Origin of the sequence: Klenkia marina (assembly GCF_900101025.1) — a bacterium.
Taxonomy (GTDB): domain Bacteria; phylum Actinomycetota; class Actinomycetes; order Mycobacteriales; family Geodermatophilaceae; genus Klenkia; species Klenkia marina.
The window spans coordinates 22,395-47,956 of sequence record NZ_FMUH01000005.1 but is presented as its reverse complement, the minus strand read 5'-3'; the positions used below and the strand labels follow the sequence as shown (position 1 = coordinate 47,956).

The window sequence follows — 25,562 nt, the reverse complement described above, 5'->3', positions numbered from 1 at the left end:
AGCCAGCACCATGACCACCACCGACAACGCCGTCGAGCAGTCGGCCATCGACCACAGCGCCGCCGCCACCTCCCCCACCGCCGCGGACTCCGGCGCCTCGGCCAGCGCGTCCTTCCGCTCCACCAGCCAGTACTCCGGCGCCGGCGCCGTCAGCGACACCGCCCGGGTCGACACCCTGGCCCGGGCACTGCTGGGCGCAGTGCACCAGGTCATCAGCGAGCACGAGGTCACCTACCCGGAGTTCCAGGCCGCCAAGAAGTGGCTGATGGACGTCGGCGACGGCGGGGAGTGGCCGCTGTTCCTCGACGTATTCGTCGAGCACGCCGTCGAGGAGGTCGCCGCCCGCACCCAGACCGGCACCAAGGGCACCATCCTGGGCCCCTACTACCTCCCCGAGCAGGTGCAGCTGACCTCCCCGGCCACGCTGCCGGCCCGCCCCGACGAGAAGGGCACCCCGCTGTTGTTCCGCGGGCAGGTCACCGACACCGACGGCTCGCCAGTGCCTCACGCCGTCCTGGACATCTGGCAGGCCGACGAGAAGGGCTACTACTCCGGCTTCGCCCCCGACATCCCCTCCGGCAACCTGCGCGGCGTGGTTACCACCGACGACCAGGGCCGCTTCGAGATCGCCACGATCCAGCCCGCTCCTTACCAGGTGCCCACCGACGGCCCGACCGGAGCGCTCATCTCCGCCGCCGGCTGGCACCCCTGGCGCCCGGCCCACCTGCACCTGCTCGTCAGCGCCGAGGGCCACCGCACGGTGACCACGCAGCTGTACTTCGCCGGTGGGGAGTACCTGGACTCCGACGTCGCCGAGGCCACCAAGCCCGAGCTGATCCTGGACCCCACCGACGCCGGGAACGGCACCCGTGAGGTCACCTACGACTTCGTGCTCGAGCGCAATTGACCCTGTGACACCCGCGGGCACCCGGCCATGCGGCCGGGTGCCCGCACCAGCGCTGAGGAGACCACCGTGCACGACCTGACCATCGACCGCGTCGACACCGCCATCCTCGATGTGCCCCTCGTGCGCCCACACCGCTTCGCACGCACCGGCATGACCGCCCAACCCCTGCTGCTGGTCACCATCCACACCGCCGGCGGCGCCACCGGCACCGGCGAAGGCGTCGTCCCCGGCGGCCCCTGGTGGGGCGGGGAGTCGGTGGAGACCATGCAGGTCATCATCGAGAACTACCTCACCCCCCAGCTGATCGGCCGACGCGTCGACGACATCGCCGCGATCTACCAGGCCATGGACGACGTCGTGGCCAACAACCTCTACGCCAAGGCCGCCATCGAGGTCGCCCTGCACGACGCCTGGGGCCGAGCCCTGGGCGTCCCCGTCCACACCCTGCTGGGTGGACTGGCCCGCACCGCCATCCCGGTCACCTGGGCGCTGGGCACCGAATCGGCCAGCGAAGTCGTCGCCGAAGCCCAGGCCAAGCTCGACGCCGGCCTGCACACCTCCTTCAAGCTGAAGATGGGCGCCCAGGAACCCGCCCAGGACGTCGCCCGCATCATCGAAGTCACCGAGAAGCTGCGCGGCAGCGCCGGCGTGCGGGTCGACATCAACGCCCGCTGGGACCTGCAGACCTCCCTGCGCTGGCTGCCCCACCTCGCCGACGCCGGCGTCGAGCTGATCGAGCAGCCCGTGCCCGGCCCGGAATTCGAATGGCTCGCCGAGATCAACGCCGCCCTGCCCATCCCCGTCATGGCCGATGAGAGCCTGCGGACCCCCGGCGACGCCCTCCGCCTGGTCAAGCACCGAGCGGCCGACGTGTTCAGCCTGAAGACCACCAAGTCCGGTGGCCTGCGACGCACCGCAGCCATCGCCTCCATCGCCGCCGCCGCCGGCGTGCCCTGCCACGGCGGAACCTCCATCGAGGGCCCAATCGGCACCACCGCCTCCCTGCACCTGGCCTGCGCATCCCCCGCAGTCACCGCCGGCAGCGAGCTGTTCGGCCCGCTGCTGATGAGCGAAGGGCTGCTCACCGAACCGCTGCGCTACAGCGACGGGCAGCTGCACCTACCCGAAGGCCCCGGACTCGGCGTGGACCTCGACCCCGCCGCGGTCGCCCGGTTCACCCGCGCCTGACCCTCCAGCCGACCGACGCCCAGGAGGCATCGTGCTCTTCCACGTCCGGATGGACGTCGCCATCCCCCGCGACCTCGACCCCGACGAGCGCACCGAGCTCGTGACCACCGAGAAGGCCCGAGCCCTGCAGCTGCAGCGCGAGGGCACTTGGGTTCACCTGTGGCGGGTGGTGGGCCAGTACTCCAACATCTCGATCTTCGACGTTCCCGACTCCACCGCCATGCACAACCTGCTGTGGTCCCTGCCGCTGTTCCCGTTCATGACCGTTCAGGTCACCGCCCTCACCGAGCACCCCTCGGCGCTGTCGGCCAACCCGAACCCATGACCTCCGCCCACCCCGAGCACCCCCCGGCTATTCACGACGCCGACAAGTCCCCGGCAAATCTGTGGTGGGGGCTGAACGACATCCCCGCCGACTGGGGCCCGTGCGTGGTCACCGTCGGCGTCTTCGACGGCGTGCACACCGGCCACCAACAGCTGCTGCGCACCGCAGCCGCACACGGCGACCGGTTGGGCCTGCCCGTCGTCCTGCTGACCTTCGACCCCCACCCCGCCCGAGTCGCCGGCCCCGCCCGGGACACCTCGGCACTGACCAGCCCCCAGCGGCGCGCCGACCTGGCCGGCGAAAGCGGTATCGACCGGGTCCTCGTGCTCGCCTTCGACCAGGATCTCGCCGGGGAGACCGCCGACTCCTTCGCCCGCCGCGTACTGGACGACGGTCTGCACGCGATGTCCATCGTGGTCGGTGAGGACTTCCGGTTCGGCTCCCGAGGACGAGGGGACGTCGCCCTGCTGCGCGCACTGGGCCCCGAACTCGGCTGGACGGTGACCGCGGCCCCGCTGCAGCCCCACGCGGGAGTTCGCTGCTCCTCCACCGGGGTCCGACAGGCCCTGGCCGCCGGCGACGTGCTCGGCGCCGCCGACATGCTCGGCCGACCCCACCGCCTGGAAGGCAACCTGCTCGCCGCGGGCGGGACTGCCGGCAGCGTGCTGCATCCCAGCGACCCCACCGCGGCCATCCCGGCCCCCGGCCACTACCGAGTCCGCGTCACCCGCGCCGTCGCCGGGCCCGGGCCGCTGCTGCCCGTCCAGGTCACCGACCGCGGTCAGGTATTGGTCCCCCTCCCCACCCCACGACCGGGCACGGCGTGGTCAGGGCCAGTCGGCCTGGACTTCCTCGAGCCCGCGTGAGCCACACGCCCACGCCAGACCCGATGGCCGACCTCCAGCGCAGGATCGCGGTGCTCGAGGACCGCGAAGCCATCCGCGAACTCGACGCCCGCTACTGCAGGTACCTCGATCAGGGACAGTGGGACGAGCTCGCCGACTGCTTCACCCCGGACGGCACCTTCGACGGCCTATCGATGGTCCGTGGCCGATCCGACCTGGTGCGGTTCTTCTCCGGCCTCGCCGACGGGGGCCTGACCACCTTCTGGCACCACATCTCCAACCTGGAGATCACGGTGCACCCCGGCGCGGACGACGCCCACACGACGTCACTGCTCTGGCAGCCCTGTGTCGTGGACGGCGTCCCGCACGTGGCCGCCGGTCGCTACCAGGACACCCTCACCCGCACACCGAACGGCTGGCGCTACCAGGTCAAGCAGGTTCGCTTCTCCTACTTCGCCCCCCTTAACCAGGGTTGGGACCACCACCGGTTCACCCTCGACAGCGCCCGGGCCGCCGCACTCCCCCGGCCCAACGCCTCCAGCAGGTCCGGAGCCCAGACACCCGACGACGCACCGACCCCGTCGACCCCACCAGCAGAGCCAACACCGACGAGGAACCCATGACCACCGCCACGCTGCACCACGTCATCGACGGCCCCACACACGCACCCGTGCTGGTGCTCGGCCCCTCCCTCGGCACGAACCTCCATCTCTTCGACGCCCAAGCCGCAGCCCTGTCCGACCAGTTCCGGGTCGTGCGGTTCGACCTGCGCGGCCACGGCCGCAGCCCCGTCGTCGTTGGGCCCACGACAATGGCCGACCTCACCGGCGACGTCCTAGCCCTCCTCGACCAGCTGGGCGTCGGCACCTTCCACTACGCCGGGGTGTCCGTCGGGGGTGCGATCGGGCTCGAGCTCGCCCTTAATGCCTCCCCCCGCCTGAGCACGCTCACCGTGATCGCGTCAGCCGCCCAGTTCGCCGACCCACCGTCCTGGCCGGTCCGGGCCGCCAAGGTCCGCGCCGAGGGCACCGAGTTCCTCATCCCGTCGCGGACCGGTGCGTGGTTCACCCAGGAGTTCGCCGCGCAGCACCCCGACGAAGCAGGCCGGCTGCTCACCATGCTCCGCGACACCCCACCCGACGGCTACGCCGCCGCGTGCGATGCCATCGCGGTCTTCGACGTCCGAGACCGCCTGCACGAGATCACCACCCCCACCCTGGTGATCGCCGGCGCGGAGGACCCGGCCACCCCGCTGCCCATGGTCCGAGCGATCGCCGACGGCATCGAGGGAGCGACGTTCCAGTCCATCCCCGAGACGTCGCACCTGGTCAGTGCAGAGGCACCCGACGCCGTCACCGACGTAATCCGTGGCCACCTCCAGGCCCACAGCTGACCCGGTCGGCTGCGACGCCTCACCGTCGATAGCCAAGGCAGGAAGCATGGACAAGGTCGTCGCTAGTGCTGCCGAGGTGGTGGCCGGCATCGCCGCCGGTTCGTCGCTGGCCGTGGGCCGAACGGTCCTGGTCCCCCACCCGGCCAGACCCGGGCAGTGATTCGGCTGGCCAGCCGGGCGCCCAGCAATCAGAGACCCCCCCTCGACGTCCGCGCCGCCCTGCTGACCGCGGCCCAGGAGGAGCTCAACGAGCACGGCCACGCCGGGATCAGCCTGCGCGCGGTCGCCCGCCGGGCCGGGGTCTCGCATGCCGCGCCCAAGCACCACTTCGGTGACCGGGCCGGCCTGCTCACCGCCGTGGCGACCGAGGGCTTCCGCAGGCTGACCACCGCGCTGGACGGCGTCCGCGCCACCGACCCGGTCGACCGGCTGACCACTCTGGGCCGCGCCTACGTCGACTTCGGCCTGGCCCATCTGGCCCTGTTCGACCTGATGTTCCGCACCGTCGAACTCGACCCGGCCGACAGGGACCTACGCCGAGCCCAGGAGGCCTCGATCGCCCCTCTAGGCCTGGCCGCCGCCGGCCTGCGGACCGGCGACCCGGCGATGCTGACCGTCCTGGCCTGGGCCCTTGTGCATGGACTGGTCGTCCTGACCCGCGATGGCGCCCTCCACGACCCCGAGCGCCCCGGCGACTCCAACGCCGACGCCGTCCTGTCCCACCGAGCCATCACCGCGCTTGGGAGCTTGGTCAGACCGGCGTGACTCCCGGGTGCGTTGCGGGCCGGCTGGCGCGGGACCGCACCCAGAGGTCCCCCGCGGAGGACGATGTCGCCCGTGCACCAACGTTGGTAGGGGGAGCGCGCTGTGCCGCCGAGGCCGCCCGGGTTGAGATTGACCGCCGGTGCGTTCAGCCAACCGGATGCGACATCATCGCCGTCCCTGCGATGGCGCGTAGCCGTACCGCCGCTGGTGGGCGGCGGCGAAGCGGCTGGCACTGGAAAAGCCCCACCGGGCCGCGACCTCTCCGATCAGCAGCTGACCGTCCTCCTCCAGGTCCCTCCGCGCCCGCTGCAGGCGGACGTCGACGAGGTGCTCGGTAGGTGAGCATCCCATCCAGGATCGGAAGCCCTCCTGCATGCGCCGAACGCTGGTACCGGCCAGGGCGGCCATCTCGCCCACCGTCCACGCTCGCGCCGGATCCTCGCGGATCGCGTCGACCACGCGCGTGATCGCGCGCGGACGGGCTACTGGGCCCCGCCCCAGGTCGGGGTAGCTGGCCAGCAGAAAGCCGGCAGCCATGGCACCGGCGAGTTGCTGCTGCACCGCTGGCTGCTCGACGAACAAGGTGGGCTCCCGCAGGTGAGCCGCGAAGCTGCCTCCTAGCTGCCGCCAACCGTGGGCTGCCCCGTTGTGCAGGTCGAGTTGCTCGGGGAGCACCGCAGCTGCTCGACCCAGACCCGTGCCCAGGACTCGCTCGGCCTCGTGGTCCAACCAATCGCTGTCGAACTTGACCCCCAGGACCGTGCAGGTGGCATCCCAGTGGCTGATCAGCGAGGGCGTATCGGCCCGGAAGATGGTCGCCTGCCCGGCGACCGAGGTGACTGAGCCGTGCCGCCCGCGGCTGACCAGATGGCCCGTCAGCGGCATGTTGACCTCATAGGCGCCGGGGTATGCGCAATCGATCTGGACGTCGGCTCCCCAGCCCACATGGCCGATCAGCACGGGCCCCAAGTCCAGCGTCTGCAGCGTCAGTCGGCTTTCAATCTGAGCGCCGAGGACCGTCAGCTCATGGGGGAAGTAGGCCGCGGCAACGTCTCGGGAAACACGCTCCCAGTCTCGAGGCGCCGCGCTACGCCGTGCGCGCATGACGGTGACGGTACCTGGGCTTACGTGACTTGGATCTCTGGCGCAATCGGTATCGCGCCCGCGTACATCGTGTCGTGAGCTTGCGCTCTGCGACTTACGTTCCGGCGAATTCAAGGCCGGACCGATGAACCGATGAGAAAGGTCAGTCGATGACGACGACCAGTGAGACCACCACTCCCGACCGCGCGTGGATCGCGGACATCACGATGACCGAGCTGGAGCGCAACCCGTACCAGGCCTACGAGCGCCTTCGTCGGGAGGCACCGCTCGCCTTCGTGCCCGTGCTCGGGTCCTACGTCGCATCCACCGCCGACATCTGCCGCGAGATCGCCACCAGCCCCGACTTCGAGGCTGTGATCACCCCTGCTGGCGGCCGGACCTTCGGGCACCCAGCGATCATCGGCGTGAACGGCGACATCCACAGCGACCTGCGCGGCATGGTCGAACCGCAGCTGCAGCCCGTGGAGGTCGACAGGTGGGTCGATGACCTCGTCCGCCCGATCGCCCGCCGCTACATCGAGGCCTTCGAAGCCGATGGGCACGCTGACATCGTCACCCAGTTCGCCGAGCCGGTCAGCGTCCGCTCCCTGGGTGACCTGCTGGGTCTGCAGGACGTCTCCTCGGACAAGCTGCGCCAGTGGTTCGGGCAGTTGTCGCGGTCCTTCACCAACGCCGCGATGACCGAGGACGGCGAATTCGCCAACCCCGACGGGTTCGTCGAAGGCGACGTCGCCCGTGCCGAGATCCAGGCGGCAGTCGACCCGCTGATCGACAAGTGGATCGAGGAGCCAGCCGAGACAGCCATCTCCCACTGGCTGCACGACGGCATGCCCCCGGGGAAGACCCGGGACCGGCAGTACATCTATCCCACGATCTACGTGTACCTGCTCGGCGCGATGCAGGAGCCCGGGCACGGGATCGCGTCCACCCTGGTGGGACTCTTCAGCGAGCCCGAGCAGATGGAGGAGGTCGTCGACGACCCGACCCTCATCCCCCGCGCAGTCTCCGAGGGCATGCGGTGGACATCCCCGATCTGGTCGGCCACCGCCCGCATCAGCAAGGTCCCGGTGACGATCGCTGGGGTCGACCTCCCTGCCAACACCCCGGTGATCCTGTCCTACGGGTCGGCCAACCACGACACGGGTGTCTACGACGCCCCCACCCGGTACGACATCAAGCGCCCCCCGCTGCCGCACCTGGCCTTCGGCGCCGGCAACCACGCGTGCGCTGGCATCTACTACGCCAACCACGTCATGCGGATCGCTCTCGAGGAACTCCTCGAGGCCATCCCCAACCTCGAGCGCAACACCTCCACCGATGTCGAGTTCTGGGGCTGGGGTTTCCGCGGGCCCACGAGCCTGCCCGTCACCTGGGAGGTGTAGTGGCCTTCACCGCAACGGTCGGTAACCAGCAGGTCTCCTGCGGTGAAGACCAGTCGATGCTGGACGCCTTCCTCCGAGCCGGCGTCTGGATGCCGAACTCGTGCAACCAGGGCACCTGCGGCACGTGCAAGCTGCGAGTGGTCGACGGAGACGTCGACCACGGGGACTCCCCTGCTGACACGCTGACCGCAGAGGAACGAGAGGCCGGGTTGGCCTTGGCCTGCCAGGCCACGCTCCGCTCGGACTCGGTCGTCGAGACCCTGGGTGGCGCAGTGGGGGGCGGCATCACGCACCCCCTTCGTGACCTGACGGCCACCGTGCTCAGCAACGACGAGATCGCCCGGGACACCCGGCGTCTGCTTCTCGAGCTGCCCGAGCCCCTCGCCTTCCACCCCGGGCAGTACGTCGAGCTCACCGTGCCCGGCACACAGCTGCGTCGCCAGTACTCACTGGCCAACACCGCCGATGAAGACAAGGTGTTGGAGCTGCACATCCGCTCTGTCTCCGGCGGCGCTGCAACCGAACGGTGGATCTTCACCAGCATGGCCGTTGGTGACCAGATCCCCGTGACGGGCCCGCTCGGTGACTTCTTCCTACCCGCCGAGGACTCCGACGACGGCGGACCAATGGTGCTCATCGGCGGGGGAACGGGGCTGGCCCCGCTGATCGGGCTGGCCCGCACTGCTCTTTCCCGCGACCCGGGACGGCGTGTCCTGCTCTACCACGGAGTCCGAGGCGTCGACGACCTCTACAACCTCGACCAGATGGCAGAGCTGACCAAGGTCTACCCCGCTTTCACCTTCGTACCGGTGCTGTCACACGAGGCACCGGCCGCGGAATCCGTCCACCGAGCGGGTTTCCCGACCGACCACTTCATCGAGGACGTGGACTCCGCACGGGGATGGTCTGGCTGGCTGTGTGGGCCGCCACCGATGGTGGAGGCCGGAGTCAAAGCATTCAAGCGACGCCGCATGGCCCCCCGCATGATCCACCGGGAGAAGTTCACCCCCGCCACCGACTGACCGGCGTGATCACCGATGGAGACCCCGGCTCACCGCAGCACCTCCACCGGTGACGAGGGGTCGGATGCCGACGGCCGACGCCGCCCCCGCCGCACACCCAACGCTGATTGAGGGACGACATGCACATCCTGACCGTGGCCTACGGGCAACCGACTGACCCGGCGGCCTTCAACGCCCATTACGAGTCCACGCACCTTCCGCTGGCCCAACAGGTGCCCGGCGTGCGCAATCTGCGCGCTCTGCGGGGAGCCTCGCTCGATGACAGCCCTGCGCCCTACCACCTGGTCGTCGAACTCACCTTCGACTCCCTCGAAGATCTCAACGCCGGCCTGTCCTCCCCCCAGGGCCAAGCCGCCGCCGGTGATGTCGCCAACTTCGCCGACGGGGGCGCCACCCTGTTCATCCAGCACGACTGACCTGCTCCTCGCCGACGTATCCCGGACCCGCGCAATCGGGTCCGGGATCGACCACGCCCTGAGTTCACACAGACGGTCAGCATCCAGAACTAGCCGCTGAGACACCTTCGCGTCACCGACGGCTCGCTAGGGCGGATCACATGAGCACCACTCTCCTGCGCAGCACCGTCGCGCCACACAGGGGCCAGCCCCCGCACAGCCCAGCAATCTGTTGGGTCTCCTTCACATCACGAGGTCGCAACCATGCCGTACGAGGTCCAGGGCGTCGTCGCCCTCAGCAAGGGTGCCCCCGTCTCGCTGGAGACGATCCTGATCCCCGACCCGGGTCCGGGTGAGGCGATCGTGGACGTGCAGGCGTGCGGGGTCTGCCACACCGACCTGCACTACCGGGAGGGCGGGATCAACGACGAGTTCCCGTTCCTGCTCGGCCACGAGGCCGCCGGCGTGGTCGCGGCCGTGGGCGAGGGCGTGCAGAACGTCGCCGTCGGCGACTTCGTGATCCTCAACTGGCGCGCGGTCTGCGGGAAGTGCCGGGCCTGCGCCAAGGGCAAGCCCTGGTACTGCTTCGACACCCACAACGCCACCCAGAAGATGACGCTCAAGGACGGCACCGAGCTGTCCCCGGCGCTGGGCATCGGCGCGTTCGCCGAGAAGACCCTCGTCCACTCCGGGCAGTGCACCAAGGTCGACCCGGCCGCCTCACCGACCGCCGCCGGCCTGCTGGGCTGCGGCGTGATGGCCGGCGTCGGTGCGGCGATCAACACCGGTGGGGTGGGCCGCGGGGACACCGTGGCCGTGTTCGGCTGCGGCGGGGTCGGCGACGCCGCGATCGCCGGTGCCCGGCTGGCCGGCGCGGCGAAGATCATCGCCGTCGACCTGGACGACCGGAAGCTCGAGTGGGCCAAGGGCATGGGCGCCACCCACACGGTGAACTCCAAGGACACCGACGCGGTCGCCGCGATCAAGGAGCTCACCGGCGGGTTCGGCGTCGACGTCGCCATCGACGCCGTGGGCCACCCGGCGGTCTACCAGCAGGCCTTCGACGCCCGCGACCTCGCCGGCACCGTCGTCCTGGTCGGCGTGCCGAACCCGACGATGGAGATCACGCTGCCGCTGATCGACGTCTTCGGCCGCGGCGGTGCGCTGAAGTCCTCCTGGTACGGCGACTGCCTGCCCAGCCGGGACTTCCCGATGCTCATCGACCTGTACCTGCAGGGCCGCTTCGACCTCGACGCGTTCGTCTCCGAGACCATCGGCATCGGCGACGTCGAGGCCGCGTTCGCCAAGATGCACCACGGCGACGTGCTGCGCTCGGTGGTGGTCCTCTGATGCCGCCCGCAACCTAAGCCGCCGCCAGTTCCGCCTCCCGCCTTCGCCACGCGTGGGTAGCGACGGGGCGGGCTGCGATATCAGCCGTACGACCCAACGGGCTCGACGGGGACCTCTGGACCGTGCAGCAATAGGTGCGACCCGGACCAGGAGCACCGACGTGGCTCTCAGTTTCGGCACGAGTTGTGGGACGAATTCCGTCGACTCATATACCGGGGTTTGTGAGCCGCCGCCGTCCGCAGCTGCGAGTGCTCATCCCGGCGAGGTGTTCCTGCGATGTCTTCAAGCCTTGCTCACACCGCGGTCAGGGCGCATGAACATCGCTGCGCCGGCGCCGAGGACGGCGGTGATGGCGCAGGCCCACCAGGCGTGCTGGAACCCGGGCACCGGGTCCTCGATGCCGCTGAAGTCGGGGAGGTAGGCGATGACGAGGCTGACCCCGACGACGGCCCCGATCTGGCGGCTGGTGTTGACGATGGCACTGCCGGTGGTGCTGCGTTCGGGGGGCAGTTCGCTGGTGGCGGTGGCCAGCAGCTCGGGCAGGGCGAGGCCGGTGCCTGCGCCGGTGATGAGCAGGGCAGGCAGCAGCTGGGTGGCGTAGGCGCCGTCGACGGTGACCGAGGTCAGCACCAGCACGCAGCCAGCGGCGAACAACAGGCAGCCGGTGACGGTGATGGCAGACGAGGAGACCCGCCTGGCGGCTCGTTGGGCGAGGACCGCGAAAACAGGCACCATCAGTGGCCCGGGTGCCACGCACAGACCGACCTTGATGTCGGAGTAGCCCCAGACGAGCTGCGCCCACAGCACGCCGGCCAGCAGAAACCCGGCGAAGGCGGCACCGAAGCCGATGACGCTGAGGTTGGACCAACGGAAGGTGCGCACCTGCAGGAGCGCAAGATCCACGAGTGGCCGGCTGCTGCGGGCGATCTGCAGGGCGAGAGCGGCCGATCCGGCCGCGGCGAGCGCGAAGGCCGTGACCGTCTTGGGGTTGCCCCACCCCCAGTCGTTGCCCTGCACCAGGGCCAGGGCCAAGGCGCCGACGGCGAGGATGACGAAGAACGCACCAAGTGGTCCGGGTGCGCGTGTGCCGGAGGTGTCCCGGCCATCGCGCAGGACCTTGACGGCGACGATGACCGCGAGGATGCCGGTGGGGATGTTGATGAGGAACACCCATCGCCAGGACAGCTCCACGAGGGAGCCGCCGATGACGGGGCCGGCGGCTGCGGCGATGGCGCCGGTGGCGGCCCAGATGCGCACGGCGCGGGTGCGCGCGGGACCGCTGAAGGTCTGGACAATCAGCCCCAGGCTGGTCGGGGTCAGGGCCGCTGCACCCACGGCCTGGACGGCGCGCGCGGCGACCAGGAACCACAGGTTGGGGGCGAGCGCGCACGCCAGGCTGGCGACGGTGAACACGACGAGGCCTGCGATGAAGCCCGTCTTGCGGCTGCGCTGGTCGGCGTAGCGGCCCAGGGGGACCAGCAGCGCGGCGTAGACCACGGCGTAGGCGTTGAGCACCCAGCTCTGGTCCGACAACGACTCCTCGGGGAAGCTGCGCCCGATGTCGCGGAAGGCAACGTTGACGATGAACAGGTCCAGCGCAGCCATGAACGCCGCCAGGGACAGCACCCCCAGGACCAGACCCGACCGGTCCCGGGACTGCGGTGCCGCGTCCTGGGTCACCGACTCCGGTCGCCCGGTCACGAGCGGGGCGCCGTGCGGTCGCCTAGCAGCTGCAGGGCTGGGGCGTACAGGCGGGACTTGATGGTGGCCACCGTCGGCCCTGCCTTGCCGGCCTGGGCTGTAGCCAGCTCCACGGCGGTGGACCGGAGCTCCTCGGCACCGACCGCGTGGTCGACGATCCCGGCGGCGTGCGCGTCCACGCCGCCGTACCGGCGCGCGGTCACCATCGCTTCGCGGGCGACCTGCGGGGTCAGCCGGGCCTGGATCAGGGCGGTCATCGCCGTGGTGAACGGCATCCCGAGGTCGGCTTCGGGCAGGCACCAGAACCCCCGGTCAGCGCGCATCACCCGCACGTCGTGGGCCAGGGAGAACATCGCGCCGGCGGCGAAGACGTGGCCCTGCATCGCCGCCACCGTGACCATCGGCAGCGCCAACACCCGGGCCAGCAGCACCTGGACGTCGGCGATGTATGCCTCGTACTGGTCCCGGTGCCCGCCCAGCCACTCCAGGTCCAGACCGTTGGAGAAGAACTTCCCGGTCGCCGTGGTGACCAGCGCCCGAGGACCCGCAGCGCCCTCGACCTCGTCCAGGCCGGCGTTGACCGCGGCCAGCCAGTCGGGGTGGAAGCGGTTCTCGGTGTCCCCGAGGTCCAGCACGAACACATCGTCGTGACGTTCGAGAGCTGGCACGGCGTCCTCCAGTCCGGGTCACGCCGGTTGTAGAGCGGTCGATCCACAATCTCGGCGGGCCCAAGTAGAGCACGTGATCTACTAGAGCGGACGCCGACGCCCAGGAGGACCCATGACCGGCACGCCCACCCGCACTCCGCCCGTGCTGGCCATCTACCGCAGGCTGGAGCGGTTGCCGGCCGGGCACCGGGTGTTCTCCACCGCCGTGGCCTGGCGGGCCCCCTATTTCCGCGGCATCCGACCGCGGTTCCTGTCCCTGGCCCCTGGTCGGGGGGAGGTGGCGATGCGGAACAGGTGGTCGGTGCGCAACCACCTGGGCACCGTGCACGCCATCGCCTGCTGCAACCTGGTCGAGATCGCCGCCGGCGTCACCACCGAGGTCACCGTGCCCCCCGGGCACCGCTGGATCCCCACCGGCATGGACGTCGCCTACCTGGCCAAGGCCACCACCGACCTGCGCGCGGTCGCCGTTGTGCCCGACCTCACCGACCTGGCCGCCGACGAGAACCGCGACCTGGTCGTGCCCGTCGACGTCACCGACACCGCCGGCACCCTCGTCGTGCACGCCGACGTCACGATGCGCCTGTCGCCGCGGAGCAGGTGACCGGTGGCCAGACCCCGCCTGCACTCCCCCGACGCCATCCTGGACGCAGCCCAAGACCTCCTGGTCGCCCACGGCCGGGACAGCCTCACCGTCCGCGCCCTGGCCGAACGGTCCGGTGTCTCCAACGGCTCCATCTACCACGCGTTCGGGTCCCTGGAGACCGTCGTGGCCACCACCTGGCTGCGCCGGGCACGGGACTTCCTCACCCTCCAGCAGGCAGCGGTCGCCGCCGAGCTCGACCGCGGTGATCCCCGCGCCGCCGTGCTCGCCGCCGCCGACGCCCCCGCCCGCTACGCCGAGGCCTCCATGCCCGCAGCCCAACTGCTCACCCGGCTCTCCCGCGACGACGTCGTCACCGCCACCGTCGACCCCACCGTCGCGACCGAGCTCACCGCCCTGGACGGGGCGGTGGCCGGCACGCTGCGCCGCCTGGCCGGCGCGGTATTGCCCCGGGCCGACCGGACCGCCGTCGATGTCCTGACCACCTGCATCGTGCGGCTGCCGGGCGCCCTGCTGTTCCCCGGAATCCGCCGCGGCACTGTCGACCCCCTCGCCCGCCGACAGCTCGCCGCCGCCGTCACCGCCGTTCTCGACGTCCCACTCAACGATCAGGAGACCCTGTGAGCACCCCCGACCTCGCCGCACTCGCCCAGCTGTCCGGCCTGCAGCTCATGCAGTGGGTCCAGACCGAACGTCCCGCCGAGATCCCCTCCATCGGCCGGCTGCTCGGCATGCGCTTCGACGAGGTCGAACACGGCCGGGTCGTCATCTCCCTGGACACCCGACCTGATTTCGCCAACCCGTTGGGCACCACCCACGGCGGTATCGCCGCCACCCTCCTGGACTCCGTCATGGGCTGCGCCGTGCACACCACCCTGGACGCCGGAGTCGGCTACACCACCCTGGAACTGAAGGTGAACTACGTCCGCGCCGTGCACACCACCGGCGTCACCCTCAGCGCCACCGGCACCGTCATCCACCGCGGCCGACGCGTCGCCACCGCCGAAGGCCGCGTCACCGACGACCAGGGCAAGCTCGTCGCCCACGCCACCACGACGTGCCTCATCGTCTGAGGGATCTCAGATTACTTTCGGAACGGGTTGTGGAACGTAATCCGTAGATCCGTATACGGGGGTTTGTGACCTCCCCGTCGGCGCCGTGCCATGGCGGTGCATGTACGACGTCCACCCGTCCGGCGCGGAGCGCCAGCACGGAGTCGGCATGGGCTGCCGCCGCCGGTTCGTGGGTGGCGTGCACGACGACCACGCCCCGCTGTGCCTCCGTGGTCAGCGCCTGCAGGACGGCGGCCTGCGTGGCGACGTCCACCCCGGCCGTGGACTCGTCAACCAGCAGGACATCGGCGCGGGCGACGAGGCCCTGGCCAAGCAACGCGCGCTGGCGCTGGCCGCCGGACATCGCCGACAACGGCGAGGCCAGCAACGGGGTCAGCCCGAGGAGCTCGGCGCCGGGCGAGGCGAGGTCAGCGCACGGCGGCCCACCGGGCACGGCGCTGCACTTGATTGACTGGGTCCGCTAGGAGGCCAGAGGCCGATTGGCGCTGGGGGTCCTGCGGCGCGCCGAGCAGCTGGTCGCCGGTGCCCTCTCCACCAGTCGGCTGTCGTGCAGCTTTGCAGACTGGCACGGCCGATGGCGCCCTTCCGTCCAGGACAGCCAGTTCCGCCCGCTCCCCGGCCCGCAGGCGTCTGCGGAAGCGGGACCGAGCCTCCTCGGCTCACCTGCCCTATCAACCGTGTCCTCTGCACCCGCCAGGTCAACACGGTCGACAGGCTTGCCGGACGCCCTGGTCACGACCGTTGGGTACCTCGTCGACCGACGGCATCGGTACGGATGTCGCTGTCCACAACCGTCGCGTCGGGTGCGGACACAGCCACGGCGGGAATGGTCGGCATCGCGCATGATCCGGTCTTCGGGTCACACATGGTGCCGTATTCCCCTACGATCTCGAACGGGGCGCTCATGCCCGTTCCTTATCCCGCGGCGTCGGCGCCACTCGTTCGAGTGCAGCCCGGAAGCCGTCGACCTCTTGGGCCCCGGCCGTGGCAAATTTGTTGCCGTAGACGACGAAGGGGACACCGCTGGCACCCAACTCGGCAGCCTGTGTCTGGTCGGCTCGCACAGCGGCCGTATAGGCGCCACCGCGAAGGACCTCGCGCACCTGGCCGGCTTCGAGCCCGACAGTGACCGCCGCGCGGGTGAGTGAGTCCTGGTCGAAGGGGTCGAGCCGTCCTGCGAAGTAGGCATCCTGGACAGCGCCGAAGAAGATCGCATCGAGGCCGGATTCAGCGGCAAGATGGGTCAGGCGGTGGACGTCATGTGTATTGGCTGTGGGCCGGTCGACTTCATAATCCAGGCCTTCGTGGCGGGCACGCTCCGCCAGTTTGCTCTCGAACTCCCTGAACTGCACGGCGCTTCCGCCGTGCTTCTTCACGAACGTCTCCGCAACCGGCGTCGCAGTCGATGACATGTACGGGTCCAGCTCGAATGAACGCATCCGCATCGTGAAAGCACCCCTGTCGGGTCGTGCATTGATCGCCCTCTCGAGCCGGTGCTTGCCGATGTAGCACCACGGGCAACCCAGGTCGCTCCATACGTCGATCACGACATCGCCGGCGCCTGCGCCGGCGGAGGCAGCGGTGGTGCTCACGCCCAGCTCACAGCCGTAGCGTCCGGCACCCGGGGAAGGCGGTCGAACCAGGCGTTCGCGCCGGGGTGGCCGATGTTGACGACAGCGTGGGATCGCCATCCTGTCTGGGCGAAGAACTCGGCGTCCATCCCAACGGGATCGAACCCGGTCATCGGGCCGGCGGCGAGCCCCTGCGCACGGATGGCCAAGATGAACACACCGGTCTGAACGGCGGCGTTGTACCGGGCAGCGGCGTCTACATGCTCGGGCGGTAGGGAGGCGAAGAAGCCTGAGTACATCTCCGCACGCTCGGGGAAGGTCGTGGTGAAGTGCTCGGCGAAGTTCGGCTCGTACGCAAGCAACGCGACCACCGGGGCGCTTAGCGTCTTCGCCCGGTTCGGCTCCATCAGGTGCCGGGCGACTCGCTCTTTGCCCTCCGAGCTCCGGATCCAGGTCACCCGCAGCGGCTGACTGTTCATGCTGGACGGAGCCCACTTGGCTAGCTCCCAAATCGCGTCGAGCTGCGCATCGGCAACCTTGGTGTCGGAGAAGGAGTTCGCCGTGCGGGCCTCCGTGAACAGCAGCTTGCGACCTTGGGCGTCCAGCTGGGGTGCAGGAGCGGCTTCGGTGGTGGTCATGGACTCTCCTCCGGCTCTAGTAAGCGATGTAGCTCTGGATTTAAGAGTAGCACAGATGCTTTCGCGCGATCTACAGTGTTGTGATGGTCAGCGCATCAACAGCCCAGCCAACAGCCGAGGTGACGCCGCGCACGTGCGATGCGGAGTTGACGCGTGCGTTCGGGTTCCTGGGCAAGCGCTGGACAGGTGTCCTGATGGGCACGTTGATCCAGGGGGCTGCCGGATACGCCGAGCTCAAGAGGGCGCTGGGAATCAGCGACGCGACCTTGACGGACCGGTTGGCAGAGCTGACCGAGGCGGGACTCGTTGCACGAACAGTGGACCCCGGCCCTCCGGTGACAGTCTCGTACGGACTGACGGAGGACGGTTTTGCGCTTTCCCCCGCGCTCGAAGCCCTCGTCACGTGGGCGCGCCACCACCTCAAGAGCGAGGACGGGAAATAAGGGTTCAGCGGTGTCAGTGGGACCCCGACCTGAGCCTGCACATCACTGAGGTCGTGGGCTGACGACGTCCGGCTGGGCGCTGCAGGTGGTGGCAGTAGGTCGAGGTGCCTGCGGAGCCGGTGGCTCCGTCCAGCCTGGGCGGGTCTCGGAGGGAAGGTTCCACCCGCGTTGCTACACAGACGCCGAAGGCGGGCCGCCCTGTTCGGACGACCCGCCTCTGACCTGCTGTTTTTCTGTCGGGCTGACAGGATTTGAACCTGCGACCCCTTGACCCCCAGTCAAGTGCGCTACCAAGCTGCGCTACAGCCCGAGCTCGCGGTGCCCGTGGGCCCCGGTGAGCTGCGTCGAGAAGGTTACCCGACCCCGGAACGGGGACGGCGACCGGGTCAACCCTTCTTGAGGTCCCGCGCCTTGGACTCGCGGACCTTCACCGAGACCTCGATCGGGGTGCCCTCGAAGCCCCACTTCTCGCGCAGCTTGCGCTCGAGGAACCGCCGGTAGCCGGCCTCCAGGAAGCCGGTGGAGAAGACCACGAACCGCGGCGGCCGGACATCGGCCTGGGTCACGTACTTGATCTTGGGCGCGCGGCCGCCGCGCGGCGGTGGCGGGGTCTCCTGCACGATCGTGCGGATGTAGGTGTTGAGCTCGGCGGTGGGCACCCGGAACTCCCACGAGGCGAGCGCCCCGCGCAGGTGGTCGGCCAGCTTGTGCACCCCGCGGCCCTTGAGCGCGGAGATGTTGACGCGGTGCGCCCACTGGATGCGGGCGAGGTCGCGCTCGACCTCCTTCTCCAGCTGCATGTGCCGGTCCTCGTCGAGGGTGTCCCACTTGTTGATCGCGATGACCAGCGCGCGGCCGCTCTCCATGACCTGGGTGATGATCCGCTGGTCCTGCTCGCTGATGACCTCGTCGGCGGCCAGCAGGACGACGGCGACCTCGGCGGCCTCGATGGCGGCCTCGGTGCGCAGGCTGGCGTAGTACTCGGTGCCGCTCGCCGTCCCGACCCGCTTGCGCAGGCCCGCGGTGTCGACGAACTTCCAGTCCTCGCCGTCCAGGCGCACGATCGAGTCGACGGGGTCGACGGTCGTGCCGGCGACGGAGTCGACGACCGAGCGCTCCTCCTTCGACAGCCGGTTGATCAGGCTGGACTTGCCCACGTTGGGCCGGCCGACCAGGGCCACCCGGCGGGGGCCACCGACCTCGAGCGCCTCGCGCGGCGCCTCGGGCATCGAGTCCAGCACCAGGTCGAGCAGGTCACCGGCCGAGCGACCGTGCAACGCGCTGACCGGGAACGGCTCCCCCAGGCCCAGCGACCACAGCTCGGCGGCACCGGCCTCGCCGCGCTCGTCGTCGACCTTGTTGGCGACCAGGATCACCGGGGTCTTGGACCGGCGGAGCACCTTCGCGGCGGCCAGGTCGGTGTCGGTGACCCCGACCTGGGCGTCGACGACCAGCACGATGACGTCGGCGGTCCGCATCGCGAACTCGGCCTGCCGGGCGATCGATGCGGCCATGCCCGACGCCTTGGGCTCCCAGCCGCCGGTGTCCATGACGGTGAAGCTCTTGCCGTTCCACAGCGCCTCGTAGGAGATCCGGTCGCGGGTGACCCCGGGGATGTCCTGGACGACGGCGGCGCGGCGGCCGATGAACCGGTTGACCAGCGTCGACTTGCCCACGTTGGGGCGCCCGACGACGGCCACCACGGGCAGCGGACCGGTGGACGATGTGCTCATTGCTCTGCTCTCTCGCGGGCCAGCTCGACGATCCGGGCGATCGTCTGGTGCCGTTCCCAGTGGGTGCTGTCGACGGTGACGGAGTCGGCCGCCGGGCGCAGCGGGGAGTCCGCGCGCGTGCTGTCGTGGGCGTCGCGGCGCCGCAGGTCCTCGGCGATCGCGGCGATGCGTGCGGGGTCGGTGACGCCGAGCTGGTCGGCGCGGCGCTCGGCCCGGGCCTCGGGGGCGGCGGTCAGGTAGACCTTGAGGGTGGCGTCGGGCAGGACGACGGTGCCGATGTCGCGGCCCTCGACCACCACGGCGTCGGCGTCGGCGACCAGCGCGCGCTGCGCGTCGACCAGCATCCGCCGCACGGCCGGGACGGCGGAGACCGGCGACACGGCACGGGTCACCTCGCTGCCGCGGATCCGGTCGGTCACGTCGACGTCGTCCACGGTGACCTGCTCGGTGGCGGCGTCGGTGCCGATGCCGATGGTGGCCTCGCGGACCACCCGGGCGATGCCCTCGTCGTCGTCCAGGTCGACCCCGGCGTCCAGGACGGCGACGGTCGCCGCCCGGTACATGGCCCCGGTGTCGAGGTAGGCGGCACCCAGCTCGAGCGCCACGGCCCGCGCGACGCTGGACTTGCCGGTGCCCGACGGGCCGTCGAGGGTCACCTGGCCACGGAAGGAGGCCCCGAGCGCGGTCACTGCGCGATGTCCTTGCGCAGGGCGACGGCGCCGCGCAGGTACACGTGCTGCACCTCGGCGCGCGACCGGTCGGTGGCCACGTGGGCCATCAACCGCAGCACGCGCGGCAACGCGTGCGGGACGGCGATCTCGGTCGCGCACATCAGCGGGACGTCGCCCAGCCCCAGCTCGCGGGCGGCCAGCGCGGGGAACTCGCTGACCAGGTCGGGCGTGGCCGTGAACAGGATGCTGATCAGGTCCTCGCCGGTCAGCCCGTTGCGGCTCATGACCTCGCTGACCAGCTCACGGGTCGCCGAGAGCACCTGCTCCCGGTCGTCGGCGTCGACCTGCGTCGCGCCCCGGATGGCTCGCACAGCCATGTCCACACTCCTGTCTGACGGTGCCCTCCCGGGCAGCTGATGGGTCGGGTCAGAGCCCGACGAGGTCCTGCAGCGCGCCGACCTCGGTGCGGGTGAGCTTGCGGATGACGCCGGTGCGCATGCGCGCCAGGTCCAGCGGGCCGACGGCGGTGCGGGTCAACCGCGACACCGGCAGGCCCACCTCGGCCAGCAGGCGGCGCACGATGTGCTTGCGGCCCTCGTGCAGCACGACCTGGACGACGGACTGCCCCGCGTGCTGGTCGACGATCGCGAAGTCGTCGACGAGCACCGGGCCGTCCTCCAGCTCGATGCCGGCCTTCATCCGGCGCCCGAGGTCACGCGGGATCGAGCCCGACACCTGGGCCATGTAGGTCTTGCGCACCTCGTAGGAGGGGTGCGCCAGCCGGTGGGCGAGCTCGCCGTCGGTCGTCAGGATCAGCAGGCCCTCGGTGTCCTGGTCCAGGCGGCCGACGTGCACCAGGCCCTTCGCCAGGTCGCCCACCATGTCGCCCACGCAGGGCCGGCCGCGGTCGTCGCTCATCGCGGTGAGCACACCGAAGGGCTTGTTCAGCGCGTAGGTCACCCGGTCGTTGCGGATCTCGATGCGCTTGCCGTCGACGGCGATGACGGAGGTGGCCGGGTCGACCCGCATGCCCTGCACGCGGACGACCTTCCCGTCGACCGAGATGCGGCCCTCCTCGATCATGTCCTCGCAGACCCGTCGCGAGCCGACGCCGGCGCGGGCGAGCACCTTCTGCAGCCGTTCGCCCTCACCGGGTGCGGGCTCCGGGGACGCGTCGCGGTCGCCCGGGTGGACGGGGGCCAGCTCCATGTCCTCGGACCAGACGCCGTGCTCGTCCCCCTGGTCGGCGGTCACGTCGGACGGGGGCGTGCTGTCGGTCATCGGTACCTCAATGCTCTGCTGGTCAATGCTCTGGTCGTTCGGCGATCACGGCGCGGGTCTCGGGCAGCAGGGGGCCGAGCTCGGGGAGCTCGTCGAGCCCGGTCAGGCCCAGCCGTTCGAGGAAGAGCGGGGTCGTGGCGTAGAGCCCACCACCGCTGTCGGGGTCGGTGCCGCACTCGTACACCAGTCCTCGGGAAGCCAGAGTACGCACCACGGCGTCGACCCCGACCCCGCGGATGGCCGAGACCCTCGCGCGGGTGACCGGCTGTCGGTAGGCGATGACCGCCAGCGTCTCGAGCGCGGCCTGGGTGAGCCGACTGCGCTGGCCCTCCAGCAGGTGCCGCTCGACGACGGGCGCGTGCTCGTCGCGGGTGTACAGCCGCCACCCCTCGCCGACCTGCCGCAGCACGACGCCGGCGCGCCGGTGGTCGTAGTCGGCGCCCAGCTCGGCCAGGGCGGCGCGCACCTGGCCGACCGTGCAGCGCAGCGCCTCGGCCAGGGTGACCTCGTCGACCGGGGAGTCCACGACGAAGAGCAACGCCTCCAGCCCGCCGCGCAGCCCCCACGGGTCCCCGACCGGGTCGCCGCCCTCGTCCGGACCCGTCGTCCCGGGCTCGAGCTCCTCGATCGGGGCCTCGTCGAGCGGGCGCAGCGGCAACGGTTCCAGCTGTGCGCCGGCCGGCGCGGCGAGGGCCGGGACCGGTTCCTCGTCGAACGGCGCGTCGACCGGCGTCGCGGCGTCGTCCAGCTCGGCGTCGTCCAGCTCGGCGTCGTCCAGCTCGGCGTCGTCGAGGTCGGCGGGGGTCGACGCCGGGGTCGTCGGCGCGCTGCCCAGTGCCCGGGCCAGCGCGGCGGCGGCGGCGTCCCACTCCCCCGCCGCGGCGCCGACGGCGTCCTCGGCGGCCTGCTCGGCGGCGGCGAGCTCGGCGGCGAGCTGGTCCCAGGAGATCGGGCCGGGCTCGGAGGTCGGGTCGCTCACGCGTACTCCGCGGCTGCCCCCGCCGCGGCGGCGTCGGCGTCCTCACCGGGGAGCCGGCCGCCGACCAGGCGCGGGCCGGTCCACGACACGGTGAGCGCGCCGAGCGGGACCTCCTGCTCGACGTCGACCAGCTGCTGGCGGTACAGCTCGAGCAGCACGAGGAAGCGGGCGACCACCTCGAGGGTGTGGCCGCAGTCGGCGGTCAGCGCGGCGAAGGTGACCCGGCCGCGCTCGGCCACCCGCCGGCGCACCAGCAGCAGCTGCTGACCGACGTCGACCGTCGAGGTGTGCAGGTGCGCGGTGTCGACCGTCGGTGGGGGCTTGGGGGTGAGCGCCTGCCGGGCGAGATCGGCGAACTGCTCGGGGGTGACGCCGAGCAGCACCTCGGGCAGCAGCGCGGCGAACCGGGGTTCCAGGGCGGCGGCGCGGGGGAAGCGCCGGGCGGCCTCGGCCTCGCGCTCGCGCAGGAACCCGGCCACCTGCTGGTAGGCGCGGTACTGCAGCAGCCGGGCGAACAGCAGGTCGCGGGCCTCGAGGACGGCGAGGTCGTCCTCGTCCTCCACCTCGGCGGCGGGCAGCAGCCGGGCCGCCTTGAGGTCGAGCAGGGTGGCCGCGACCAGCAGGAACTCGGAGGCCTGGTCGAGGTCGAGCTCGTCGCCCATGCCGCGCAGGTGGGCGATGAACTCGTCGGTCACCTGCGACAGGGCGATCTCGGTGACGTCGAGCTGGTGCTTGCCGATCAGCTGCAGCAGCAGGTCGAACGGCCCCTCGAAGTTGGTCAGCCGGACGCGGAACCGCCCGTCGCCGGGCGCGGCGACGGGCGGTTCGACGAGGCTGGTCACAGGGAGAGATTAGTTCCGATCATGCCCTGTCGGCCTCGGTGCAGGGTCCCTCGGCGTGCGGAGCGCGGCGAGGGGGGCACCGAGGTCCTTCATCTGCGGAGGCGCTGCACCAGGACGGAGCTCTCGCCGTTGGCGTCGAGGTCGGCCAGCAGGACGGCGATGGCCTCGCGGACGATCCGGCCGCGGTCGGCCACCACGCCGTGGTCGCCGCGCAGGCTCAACCGCGCGGTCTCCAGCGCGAGCAGCTCCTCGGCCGAGCAGTAGACGGTGATCTTCTCCTCGTGCTTGACCCGGCTGCGGGTGCGCGAGGTGGTGGGCAGCGCCCGCAGCGAGGCCATCTCGTCGCGGGCAGCGTCGGTGCGGTCGCCCTGGATGAGCTGGAAGGGCGACGCGGCGGGGGCCTGCGCGACGGCGTCGGCGGCGGGGAGCACGGGCTCCGCCGTCCGCTTGGCGTTGCCGCGCAGCGACGGGCTCGCCGCCGCGGCGGCCAGGGTGGGCAGCTGCGAGACCGGGGCGGCGTCGGCCGCCTCGGCAGCGGCGGCGTCGGTGCGCCGGAAGAACAGTTCGCTCGCGCCGGGGAGGACGGGGCGTCGCGTCACAGGGCCAGAACCTCCTTGGCGAGATCGCGGTAGGCCTGCGCACCGGTGGAGGTCGACGCCCAGGTGGTGATGGGCTGCCCGGCGACGGTGGTCTCCGGGAAGCGGACGGTGCGGGTGATGACGGTCTGGAACACGGTGTCCCCGAACGCCTCGACCACACGGCTGAACACCTCGCGGGCGTGCACGGTCCGCGAGTCGTACATCGTGGCGAGGATGCCGTCGACCTCCAGGGAGGGGTTCAGGCGCTCCTTGACCTTGTCGATGGTGTCCACCAGCAGGGCCACGCCGCGCAGCGAGAAGAACTCGCACTCCAGCGGGATGATCACGCCCTGCGCGGCGGTCAGCGCGTTGACGGTCAGCAGCCCGAGGCTGGGCTGGCAGTCGATGAGCACGTAGTCGTACTCCTGCCGCACCTCGGCCAGCACGCGCAGCAGCGACTGCTCGCGGGCGACCTCGCTGACCAGCTGCACCTCGGCTGCGGACAGGTCGATGTTCGACGGCGCCAGGTCCAGGCCGCGCACGTGGCCGACGTTGCGCACGATCACGTCGCGCAGCGTGGTGTGCCGCTCCATGAGCGCGTTGTAGACGGTGCGCTCGAGCTGCTGGGACTGGATGCCCAGGCCCACCGACAGCGCGCCCTGCGGGTCCAGGTCCACCAGCAGCACGCGGCGGCCGTGCTCGACCAGGGCGGCACCCAGGTTGATGGTCGAGGTGGTCTTGCCGACCCCGCCCTTCTGGTTGCACATCGCCACGATGCGGGCGGGCCCGTGCCGGTCCAGCGGCTTGGGGGTGGGCAGGGGGCGCTGCCGGGCCTTCGCCGGGTCCTGCCGGCCGGTCGGGGCGCCCATCTCCACCCCCGCATCCGCGTACGGGTGCGCGACGGCTGAGCTCGTCACGACGGGTGTCGCCATCCTCGGTGCCTCTTCCGGTCGGGTGCGTCGGGCCTTGCTGGTTCGCTGCGCTGGAGGGCGCTTTGTCGACTTGTCGTCCTCCGACCCATCCATCGGCAGTTCTCGACGGCGCCGTGACCTCGCTGTGCAACTCCCGTCCCAGCGGTGACAACGGACTGGTCAGCGCAGCGCCCGCGGGTGGCTGGTCGCGTAGACCTCGCGCAGCCGGTCCACCGTCACCAGCGTGTAGACCTGGGTGGTGGTCACCGAGGCGTGGCCGAGCAGCTCCTGCACCACGCGCACGTCGGCGCCGCCGTCGAGGAGGTGGGTGGCGAACGAGTGCCGCAGGGTGTGCGGTGAGAGGTCGGCCAGCTCGGCCAGCCCGGCCCGCTCGGCGGCGCTGCGCAGGATCGCCCAGGCCGACTGCCGCGACAGCGGGCCGCCCCGCGAGTTCAGGAACAGCGCCCCCCGCACCGCCCGCCCGGTGGAAAACGCCGGGCGCGCCCGCACGAGGTAGTCCTGGACGGCGCGCACGGCGTAGCTGCCCACCGGCACCACCCGCTGCTTGCCGCCCTTGCCCGCCAGCCGGACGACGCCCGACGCGGTGTCGAGGTCGTCGACGGCCAGCCCGACCGCCTCGGAGATGCGTGCGCCGGTGCCGTAGAGCACCTCGAGCAACGCCCGGTCGCGCAGCGGCCGTGGACCTTCGCCCGCGCCGGCGGCGTCCAGCAGCGCCTCGACCTGCTCGACGGTGATCGCCTTGGGCAACCGTCGGCCCGGCGTGGGTGGGCGCACCTCGGCCGCGACGTCGTCCCCCACGAGCCCGTCCAGCAGGGCGAACCGGTGCAGCCCGCGGACGGCGACCACCGCGCGGGCCGCCGAGGACGCCGACAGCGGCGGGTGCTCGTCGTCCCCGGCGCGCAGGGCCACCAGGAAGGCCTCGACGTCGGACTCCCGCACCTCGGCGAACCCCCGCACCCCGCCGGCGTCGAGGAACTCGGCGTAGCGGCGCAGGTCGCGGCGGTAGGAGGAGATGGTGTTGGCGGCCAGTCCGCGCTCGACGGCCAGGTGGTCGAGGTAGCCGCGGACGACCCGGTCCACCGGGGGCCCCGCCGCCGCTGTCGTCACCGCCACCCACCCACTCCACCCGAAGGTCACGGACCTGCGGCGCCGACGCGCCGGGCTGCGGTGTC

General features: G+C 71.1%; 30 protein-coding genes and 1 tRNA gene. 15 read left to right on the top strand and 16 right to left on the bottom strand.

Annotated elements, in window-relative coordinates:
• The first annotated feature begins 10 nt into the window (after positions 1–10).
• The 7 genes from BLP29_RS14635 (at position 11) to BLP29_RS14605 (ending at position 5,423) form a co-directional block, all read left to right on the top strand.
• A complete protein-coding gene (locus BLP29_RS14635) occupies positions 11–907 on the top strand; it encodes a dioxygenase family protein (RefSeq protein ID WP_092805783.1) in 897 nt (298 codons plus the stop codon).
• Between the two features lie 66 nt (positions 908–973).
• A complete protein-coding gene (locus BLP29_RS14630; RefSeq protein WP_092806406.1) occupies positions 974–2,095 on the top strand; it encodes a muconate/chloromuconate family cycloisomerase in 1,122 nt (373 codons plus the stop codon).
• A 31-nt stretch (positions 2,096–2,126) separates the two neighbouring features.
• Positions 2,127–2,420, top strand: coding sequence for a muconolactone Delta-isomerase (locus tag BLP29_RS14625; RefSeq protein WP_092805781.1), 294 nt, complete (start codon positions 2,127–2,129; stop codon positions 2,418–2,420).
• Positions 2,417–3,286 (top strand): adenylyltransferase/cytidyltransferase family protein, encoded by an 870-nt coding sequence (locus BLP29_RS14620; protein ID WP_092805779.1) that lies wholly within the window; start codon positions 2,417–2,419, stop codon positions 3,284–3,286. Before BLP29_RS14625 ends, BLP29_RS14620 begins: the two co-directional genes overlap by 4 nt.
• Positions 3,287–3,309: 23 nt before the next feature.
• Positions 3,310–3,888 carry a nuclear transport factor 2 family protein gene (locus BLP29_RS14615; RefSeq protein WP_092806404.1) on the top strand — a complete coding sequence of 193 codons (579 nt, stop codon included), beginning with the start codon at positions 3,310–3,312 and terminating at the stop codon, positions 3,886–3,888.
• On the top strand, positions 3,885–4,658 hold the full coding sequence (gene pcaD / locus BLP29_RS14610) for a 3-oxoadipate enol-lactonase (protein WP_092805777.1): 774 nt from the start codon (positions 3,885–3,887) through the stop codon (positions 4,656–4,658). Before BLP29_RS14615 ends, pcaD begins: the two co-directional genes overlap by 4 nt.
• Positions 4,659–4,814: 156 nt before the next feature.
• Positions 4,815–5,423, top strand: coding sequence for a TetR/AcrR family transcriptional regulator (locus tag BLP29_RS14605; protein ID WP_092805775.1), 609 nt, complete (start codon positions 4,815–4,817; stop codon positions 5,421–5,423).
• Between the two features lie 165 nt (positions 5,424–5,588).
• Here BLP29_RS14605 and BLP29_RS14600 read toward each other — a convergent pair whose 3' ends face one another.
• A complete protein-coding gene (locus BLP29_RS14600) occupies positions 5,589–6,527 on the bottom strand; it encodes a helix-turn-helix transcriptional regulator (RefSeq protein WP_092805772.1) in 939 nt (312 codons plus the stop codon).
• Between the two features lie 149 nt (positions 6,528–6,676).
• Here BLP29_RS14600 and BLP29_RS14595 point away from each other — a divergent pair, with 149 nt between their 5' ends.
• The 4 genes from BLP29_RS14595 (at position 6,677) to BLP29_RS14580 (ending at position 10,676) form a co-directional block, all read left to right on the top strand.
• Positions 6,677–7,909, top strand: a complete 1,233-nt coding sequence (locus BLP29_RS14595; RefSeq protein ID WP_092805770.1) for a cytochrome P450 — start codon at positions 6,677–6,679, stop codon at positions 7,907–7,909.
• On the top strand, positions 7,909–8,931 hold the full coding sequence (locus BLP29_RS14590) for a 2Fe-2S iron-sulfur cluster-binding protein (protein WP_092805768.1): 1,023 nt from the start codon (positions 7,909–7,911) through the stop codon (positions 8,929–8,931). Before BLP29_RS14595 ends, BLP29_RS14590 begins: the two co-directional genes overlap by 1 nt.
• A 119-nt stretch (positions 8,932–9,050) precedes the next feature.
• Positions 9,051–9,347, top strand: a complete 297-nt coding sequence (locus BLP29_RS14585) for an EthD family reductase (protein WP_092805766.1) — start codon at positions 9,051–9,053, stop codon at positions 9,345–9,347.
• Positions 9,348–9,590: 243 nt separating this feature from the next.
• On the top strand, positions 9,591–10,676 hold the full coding sequence (locus BLP29_RS14580) for an S-(hydroxymethyl)mycothiol dehydrogenase (protein WP_092805764.1): 1,086 nt from the start codon (positions 9,591–9,593) through the stop codon (positions 10,674–10,676).
• Between the two features lie 282 nt (positions 10,677–10,958).
• Here the strand turns inward: BLP29_RS14580 and BLP29_RS14575 are convergent, their stop codons facing one another.
• Both BLP29_RS14575 and BLP29_RS14570 read right to left on the bottom strand, forming a co-directional pair.
• A complete protein-coding gene (locus tag BLP29_RS14575) occupies positions 10,959–12,377 on the bottom strand; it encodes an MFS transporter (protein WP_243469986.1) in 1,419 nt (472 codons plus the stop codon).
• Entirely contained in the window at positions 12,374–13,012 is a 639-nt protein-coding gene (locus BLP29_RS14570; RefSeq protein ID WP_243469985.1) for an enoyl-CoA hydratase-related protein, read from the bottom strand. Before BLP29_RS14570 ends, BLP29_RS14575 begins: the two co-directional genes overlap by 4 nt.
• Positions 13,013–13,157: 145 nt before the next feature.
• On the opposite strand from BLP29_RS14570, the gene BLP29_RS14565 reads away from it, so the two are divergent.
• From BLP29_RS14565 to BLP29_RS14555, 3 genes are read left to right on the top strand one after another with little or no spacing between them, the layout of a single operon-like run.
• Complete coding sequence (locus BLP29_RS14565; RefSeq protein ID WP_092805760.1) at positions 13,158–13,649, top strand: hotdog fold domain-containing protein; 492 nt, start codon at positions 13,158–13,160, stop codon at positions 13,647–13,649.
• 3 nt (positions 13,650–13,652) lie between these two features.
• Positions 13,653–14,273 (top strand): TetR/AcrR family transcriptional regulator, encoded by a 621-nt coding sequence (locus BLP29_RS21820; RefSeq protein WP_092805758.1) that lies wholly within the window; start codon positions 13,653–13,655, stop codon positions 14,271–14,273.
• Positions 14,270–14,722 (top strand): PaaI family thioesterase, encoded by a 453-nt coding sequence (locus BLP29_RS14555; RefSeq protein WP_092805756.1) that lies wholly within the window; start codon positions 14,270–14,272, stop codon positions 14,720–14,722. Before BLP29_RS21820 ends, BLP29_RS14555 begins: the two co-directional genes overlap by 4 nt.
• On the opposite strand, the gene BLP29_RS21960 is transcribed toward BLP29_RS14555, so the two are convergent.
• The 3 genes from BLP29_RS21960 to BLP29_RS14540 form a co-directional block, all read right to left on the bottom strand.
• Complete coding sequence (locus tag BLP29_RS21960) at positions 14,712–15,065, bottom strand: hypothetical protein (protein ID WP_424321719.1); 354 nt, start codon at positions 15,063–15,065, stop codon at positions 14,712–14,714. The genes BLP29_RS14555 and BLP29_RS21960 overlap by 11 nt on opposite strands.
• Before the next feature lie 559 nt (positions 15,066–15,624).
• On the bottom strand, positions 15,625–16,314 hold the full coding sequence (locus BLP29_RS14545) for a DsbA family oxidoreductase (RefSeq protein ID WP_165839393.1): 690 nt from the start codon (positions 16,312–16,314) through the stop codon (positions 15,625–15,627).
• Complete coding sequence (locus BLP29_RS14540; protein ID WP_092805752.1) at positions 16,311–16,931, bottom strand: malonic semialdehyde reductase; 621 nt, start codon at positions 16,929–16,931, stop codon at positions 16,311–16,313. The genes BLP29_RS14545 and BLP29_RS14540 overlap by 4 nt, the downstream gene beginning before the upstream one ends.
• Positions 16,932–17,014: 83 nt before the next feature.
• Here BLP29_RS14540 and BLP29_RS14535 point away from each other — a divergent pair, with 83 nt between their 5' ends.
• Positions 17,015–17,374 (top strand): winged helix-turn-helix transcriptional regulator, encoded by a 360-nt coding sequence (locus BLP29_RS14535; RefSeq protein ID WP_092806397.1) that lies wholly within the window; start codon positions 17,015–17,017, stop codon positions 17,372–17,374.
• A 236-nt stretch (positions 17,375–17,610) separates the two neighbouring features.
• Here the strand turns inward: BLP29_RS14535 and BLP29_RS14530 are convergent.
• From BLP29_RS14530 to xerD, 10 genes are all read right to left on the bottom strand, one after another.
• Positions 17,611–17,684 (bottom strand) — tRNA-Pro (locus BLP29_RS14530).
• Positions 17,685–17,760: 76 nt separating this feature from the next.
• Complete coding sequence (gene der / locus BLP29_RS14525) at positions 17,761–19,107, bottom strand: ribosome biogenesis GTPase Der (RefSeq protein ID WP_092805750.1); 1,347 nt, start codon at positions 19,105–19,107, stop codon at positions 17,761–17,763.
• On the bottom strand, positions 19,104–19,796 hold the full coding sequence (gene cmk, locus BLP29_RS14520) for a (d)CMP kinase (protein ID WP_092805748.1): 693 nt from the start codon (positions 19,794–19,796) through the stop codon (positions 19,104–19,106). The genes der and cmk overlap by 4 nt, the downstream gene beginning before the upstream one ends.
• Entirely contained in the window at positions 19,793–20,155 is a 363-nt protein-coding gene (gene aroH, locus BLP29_RS14515) for a chorismate mutase (protein ID WP_092805746.1), read from the bottom strand. Before aroH ends, cmk begins: the two co-directional genes overlap by 4 nt.
• A 49-nt stretch (positions 20,156–20,204) precedes the next feature.
• On the bottom strand, positions 20,205–21,059 hold the full coding sequence (locus BLP29_RS14510) for a pseudouridine synthase (protein WP_243469984.1): 855 nt from the start codon (positions 21,057–21,059) through the stop codon (positions 20,205–20,207).
• Positions 21,060–21,081: 22 nt separating this feature from the next.
• The gene (gene scpB, locus BLP29_RS14505) at positions 21,082–22,038 is read right to left on the bottom strand and encodes an SMC-Scp complex subunit ScpB (RefSeq protein WP_092805744.1); all 957 of its coding nucleotides are present in this window, start codon (positions 22,036–22,038) and stop codon (positions 21,082–21,084) included.
• Complete coding sequence (locus tag BLP29_RS14500; RefSeq protein WP_092805742.1) at positions 22,035–22,880, bottom strand: segregation and condensation protein A; 846 nt, start codon at positions 22,878–22,880, stop codon at positions 22,035–22,037. The genes scpB and BLP29_RS14500 overlap by 4 nt, the downstream gene beginning before the upstream one ends.
• 89 nt (positions 22,881–22,969) lie before the next feature.
• Positions 22,970–23,479, bottom strand: a complete 510-nt coding sequence (locus tag BLP29_RS14495) for a hypothetical protein (protein ID WP_092805740.1) — start codon at positions 23,477–23,479, stop codon at positions 22,970–22,972.
• Positions 23,476–24,375, bottom strand: a complete 900-nt coding sequence (locus tag BLP29_RS14490; protein WP_481268999.1) for a ParA family protein — start codon at positions 24,373–24,375, stop codon at positions 23,476–23,478. The genes BLP29_RS14495 and BLP29_RS14490 overlap by 4 nt, the downstream gene beginning before the upstream one ends.
• A 174-nt stretch (positions 24,376–24,549) precedes the next feature.
• Positions 24,550–25,497, bottom strand: coding sequence for a site-specific tyrosine recombinase XerD (gene xerD, locus BLP29_RS14485; RefSeq protein ID WP_243469983.1), 948 nt, complete (start codon positions 25,495–25,497; stop codon positions 24,550–24,552).
• Positions 25,498–25,562: the final 65 nt, after the last annotated feature.

Bases quoted from the DNA above. Each gene is read 5' to 3' on its own strand.
- BLP29_RS14540 (WP_092805752.1), bottom strand. From the start codon at position 16,931: ATGACCACCACCGAAGCCGCTCCTGCACCCCAGCTGGACGCCCAAGGT.
- BLP29_RS14615 (WP_092806404.1), top strand. From the start codon at position 3,310: ATGGCCGACCTCCAGCGCAGGATCGCGGTGCTCGAGGACCGCGAAGCC.
- BLP29_RS14600 (WP_092805772.1), bottom strand. From the start codon at position 6,527: ATGCGCGCACGGCGTAGCGCGGCGCCTCGAGACTGGGAGCGTGTTTCC.
- BLP29_RS14510 (WP_243469984.1), bottom strand. From the start codon at position 21,059: ATGACCGACAGCACGCCCCCGTCCGACGTGACCGCCGACCAGGGGGAC.
- BLP29_RS14535 (WP_092806397.1), top strand. From the start codon at position 17,015: ATGGTCAGCGCATCAACAGCCCAGCCAACAGCCGAGGTGACGCCGCGC.
- aroH (WP_092805746.1), bottom strand. From the start codon at position 20,155: ATGGCTGTGCGAGCCATCCGGGGCGCGACGCAGGTCGACGCCGACGAC.
- pcaD (WP_092805777.1), top strand. From the start codon at position 3,885: ATGACCACCGCCACGCTGCACCACGTCATCGACGGCCCCACACACGCA.
- BLP29_RS21960 (WP_424321719.1), bottom strand. From the start codon at position 15,065: ATGTCCGGCGGCCAGCGCCAGCGCGCGTTGCTTGGCCAGGGCCTCGTC.
- BLP29_RS14635 (WP_092805783.1), top strand. From the start codon at position 11: ATGACCACCACCGACAACGCCGTCGAGCAGTCGGCCATCGACCACAGC.
- BLP29_RS14565 (WP_092805760.1), top strand. From the start codon at position 13,158: ATGACCGGCACGCCCACCCGCACTCCGCCCGTGCTGGCCATCTACCGC.
- BLP29_RS14595 (WP_092805770.1), top strand. From the start codon at position 6,677: ATGACGACGACCAGTGAGACCACCACTCCCGACCGCGCGTGGATCGCG.
- BLP29_RS14620 (WP_092805779.1), top strand. From the start codon at position 2,417: ATGACCTCCGCCCACCCCGAGCACCCCCCGGCTATTCACGACGCCGAC.
- der (WP_092805750.1), bottom strand. From the start codon at position 19,107: ATGAGCACATCGTCCACCGGTCCGCTGCCCGTGGTGGCCGTCGTCGGG.
- BLP29_RS14585 (WP_092805766.1), top strand. From the start codon at position 9,051: ATGCACATCCTGACCGTGGCCTACGGGCAACCGACTGACCCGGCGGCC.
- BLP29_RS14580 (WP_092805764.1), top strand. From the start codon at position 9,591: ATGCCGTACGAGGTCCAGGGCGTCGTCGCCCTCAGCAAGGGTGCCCCC.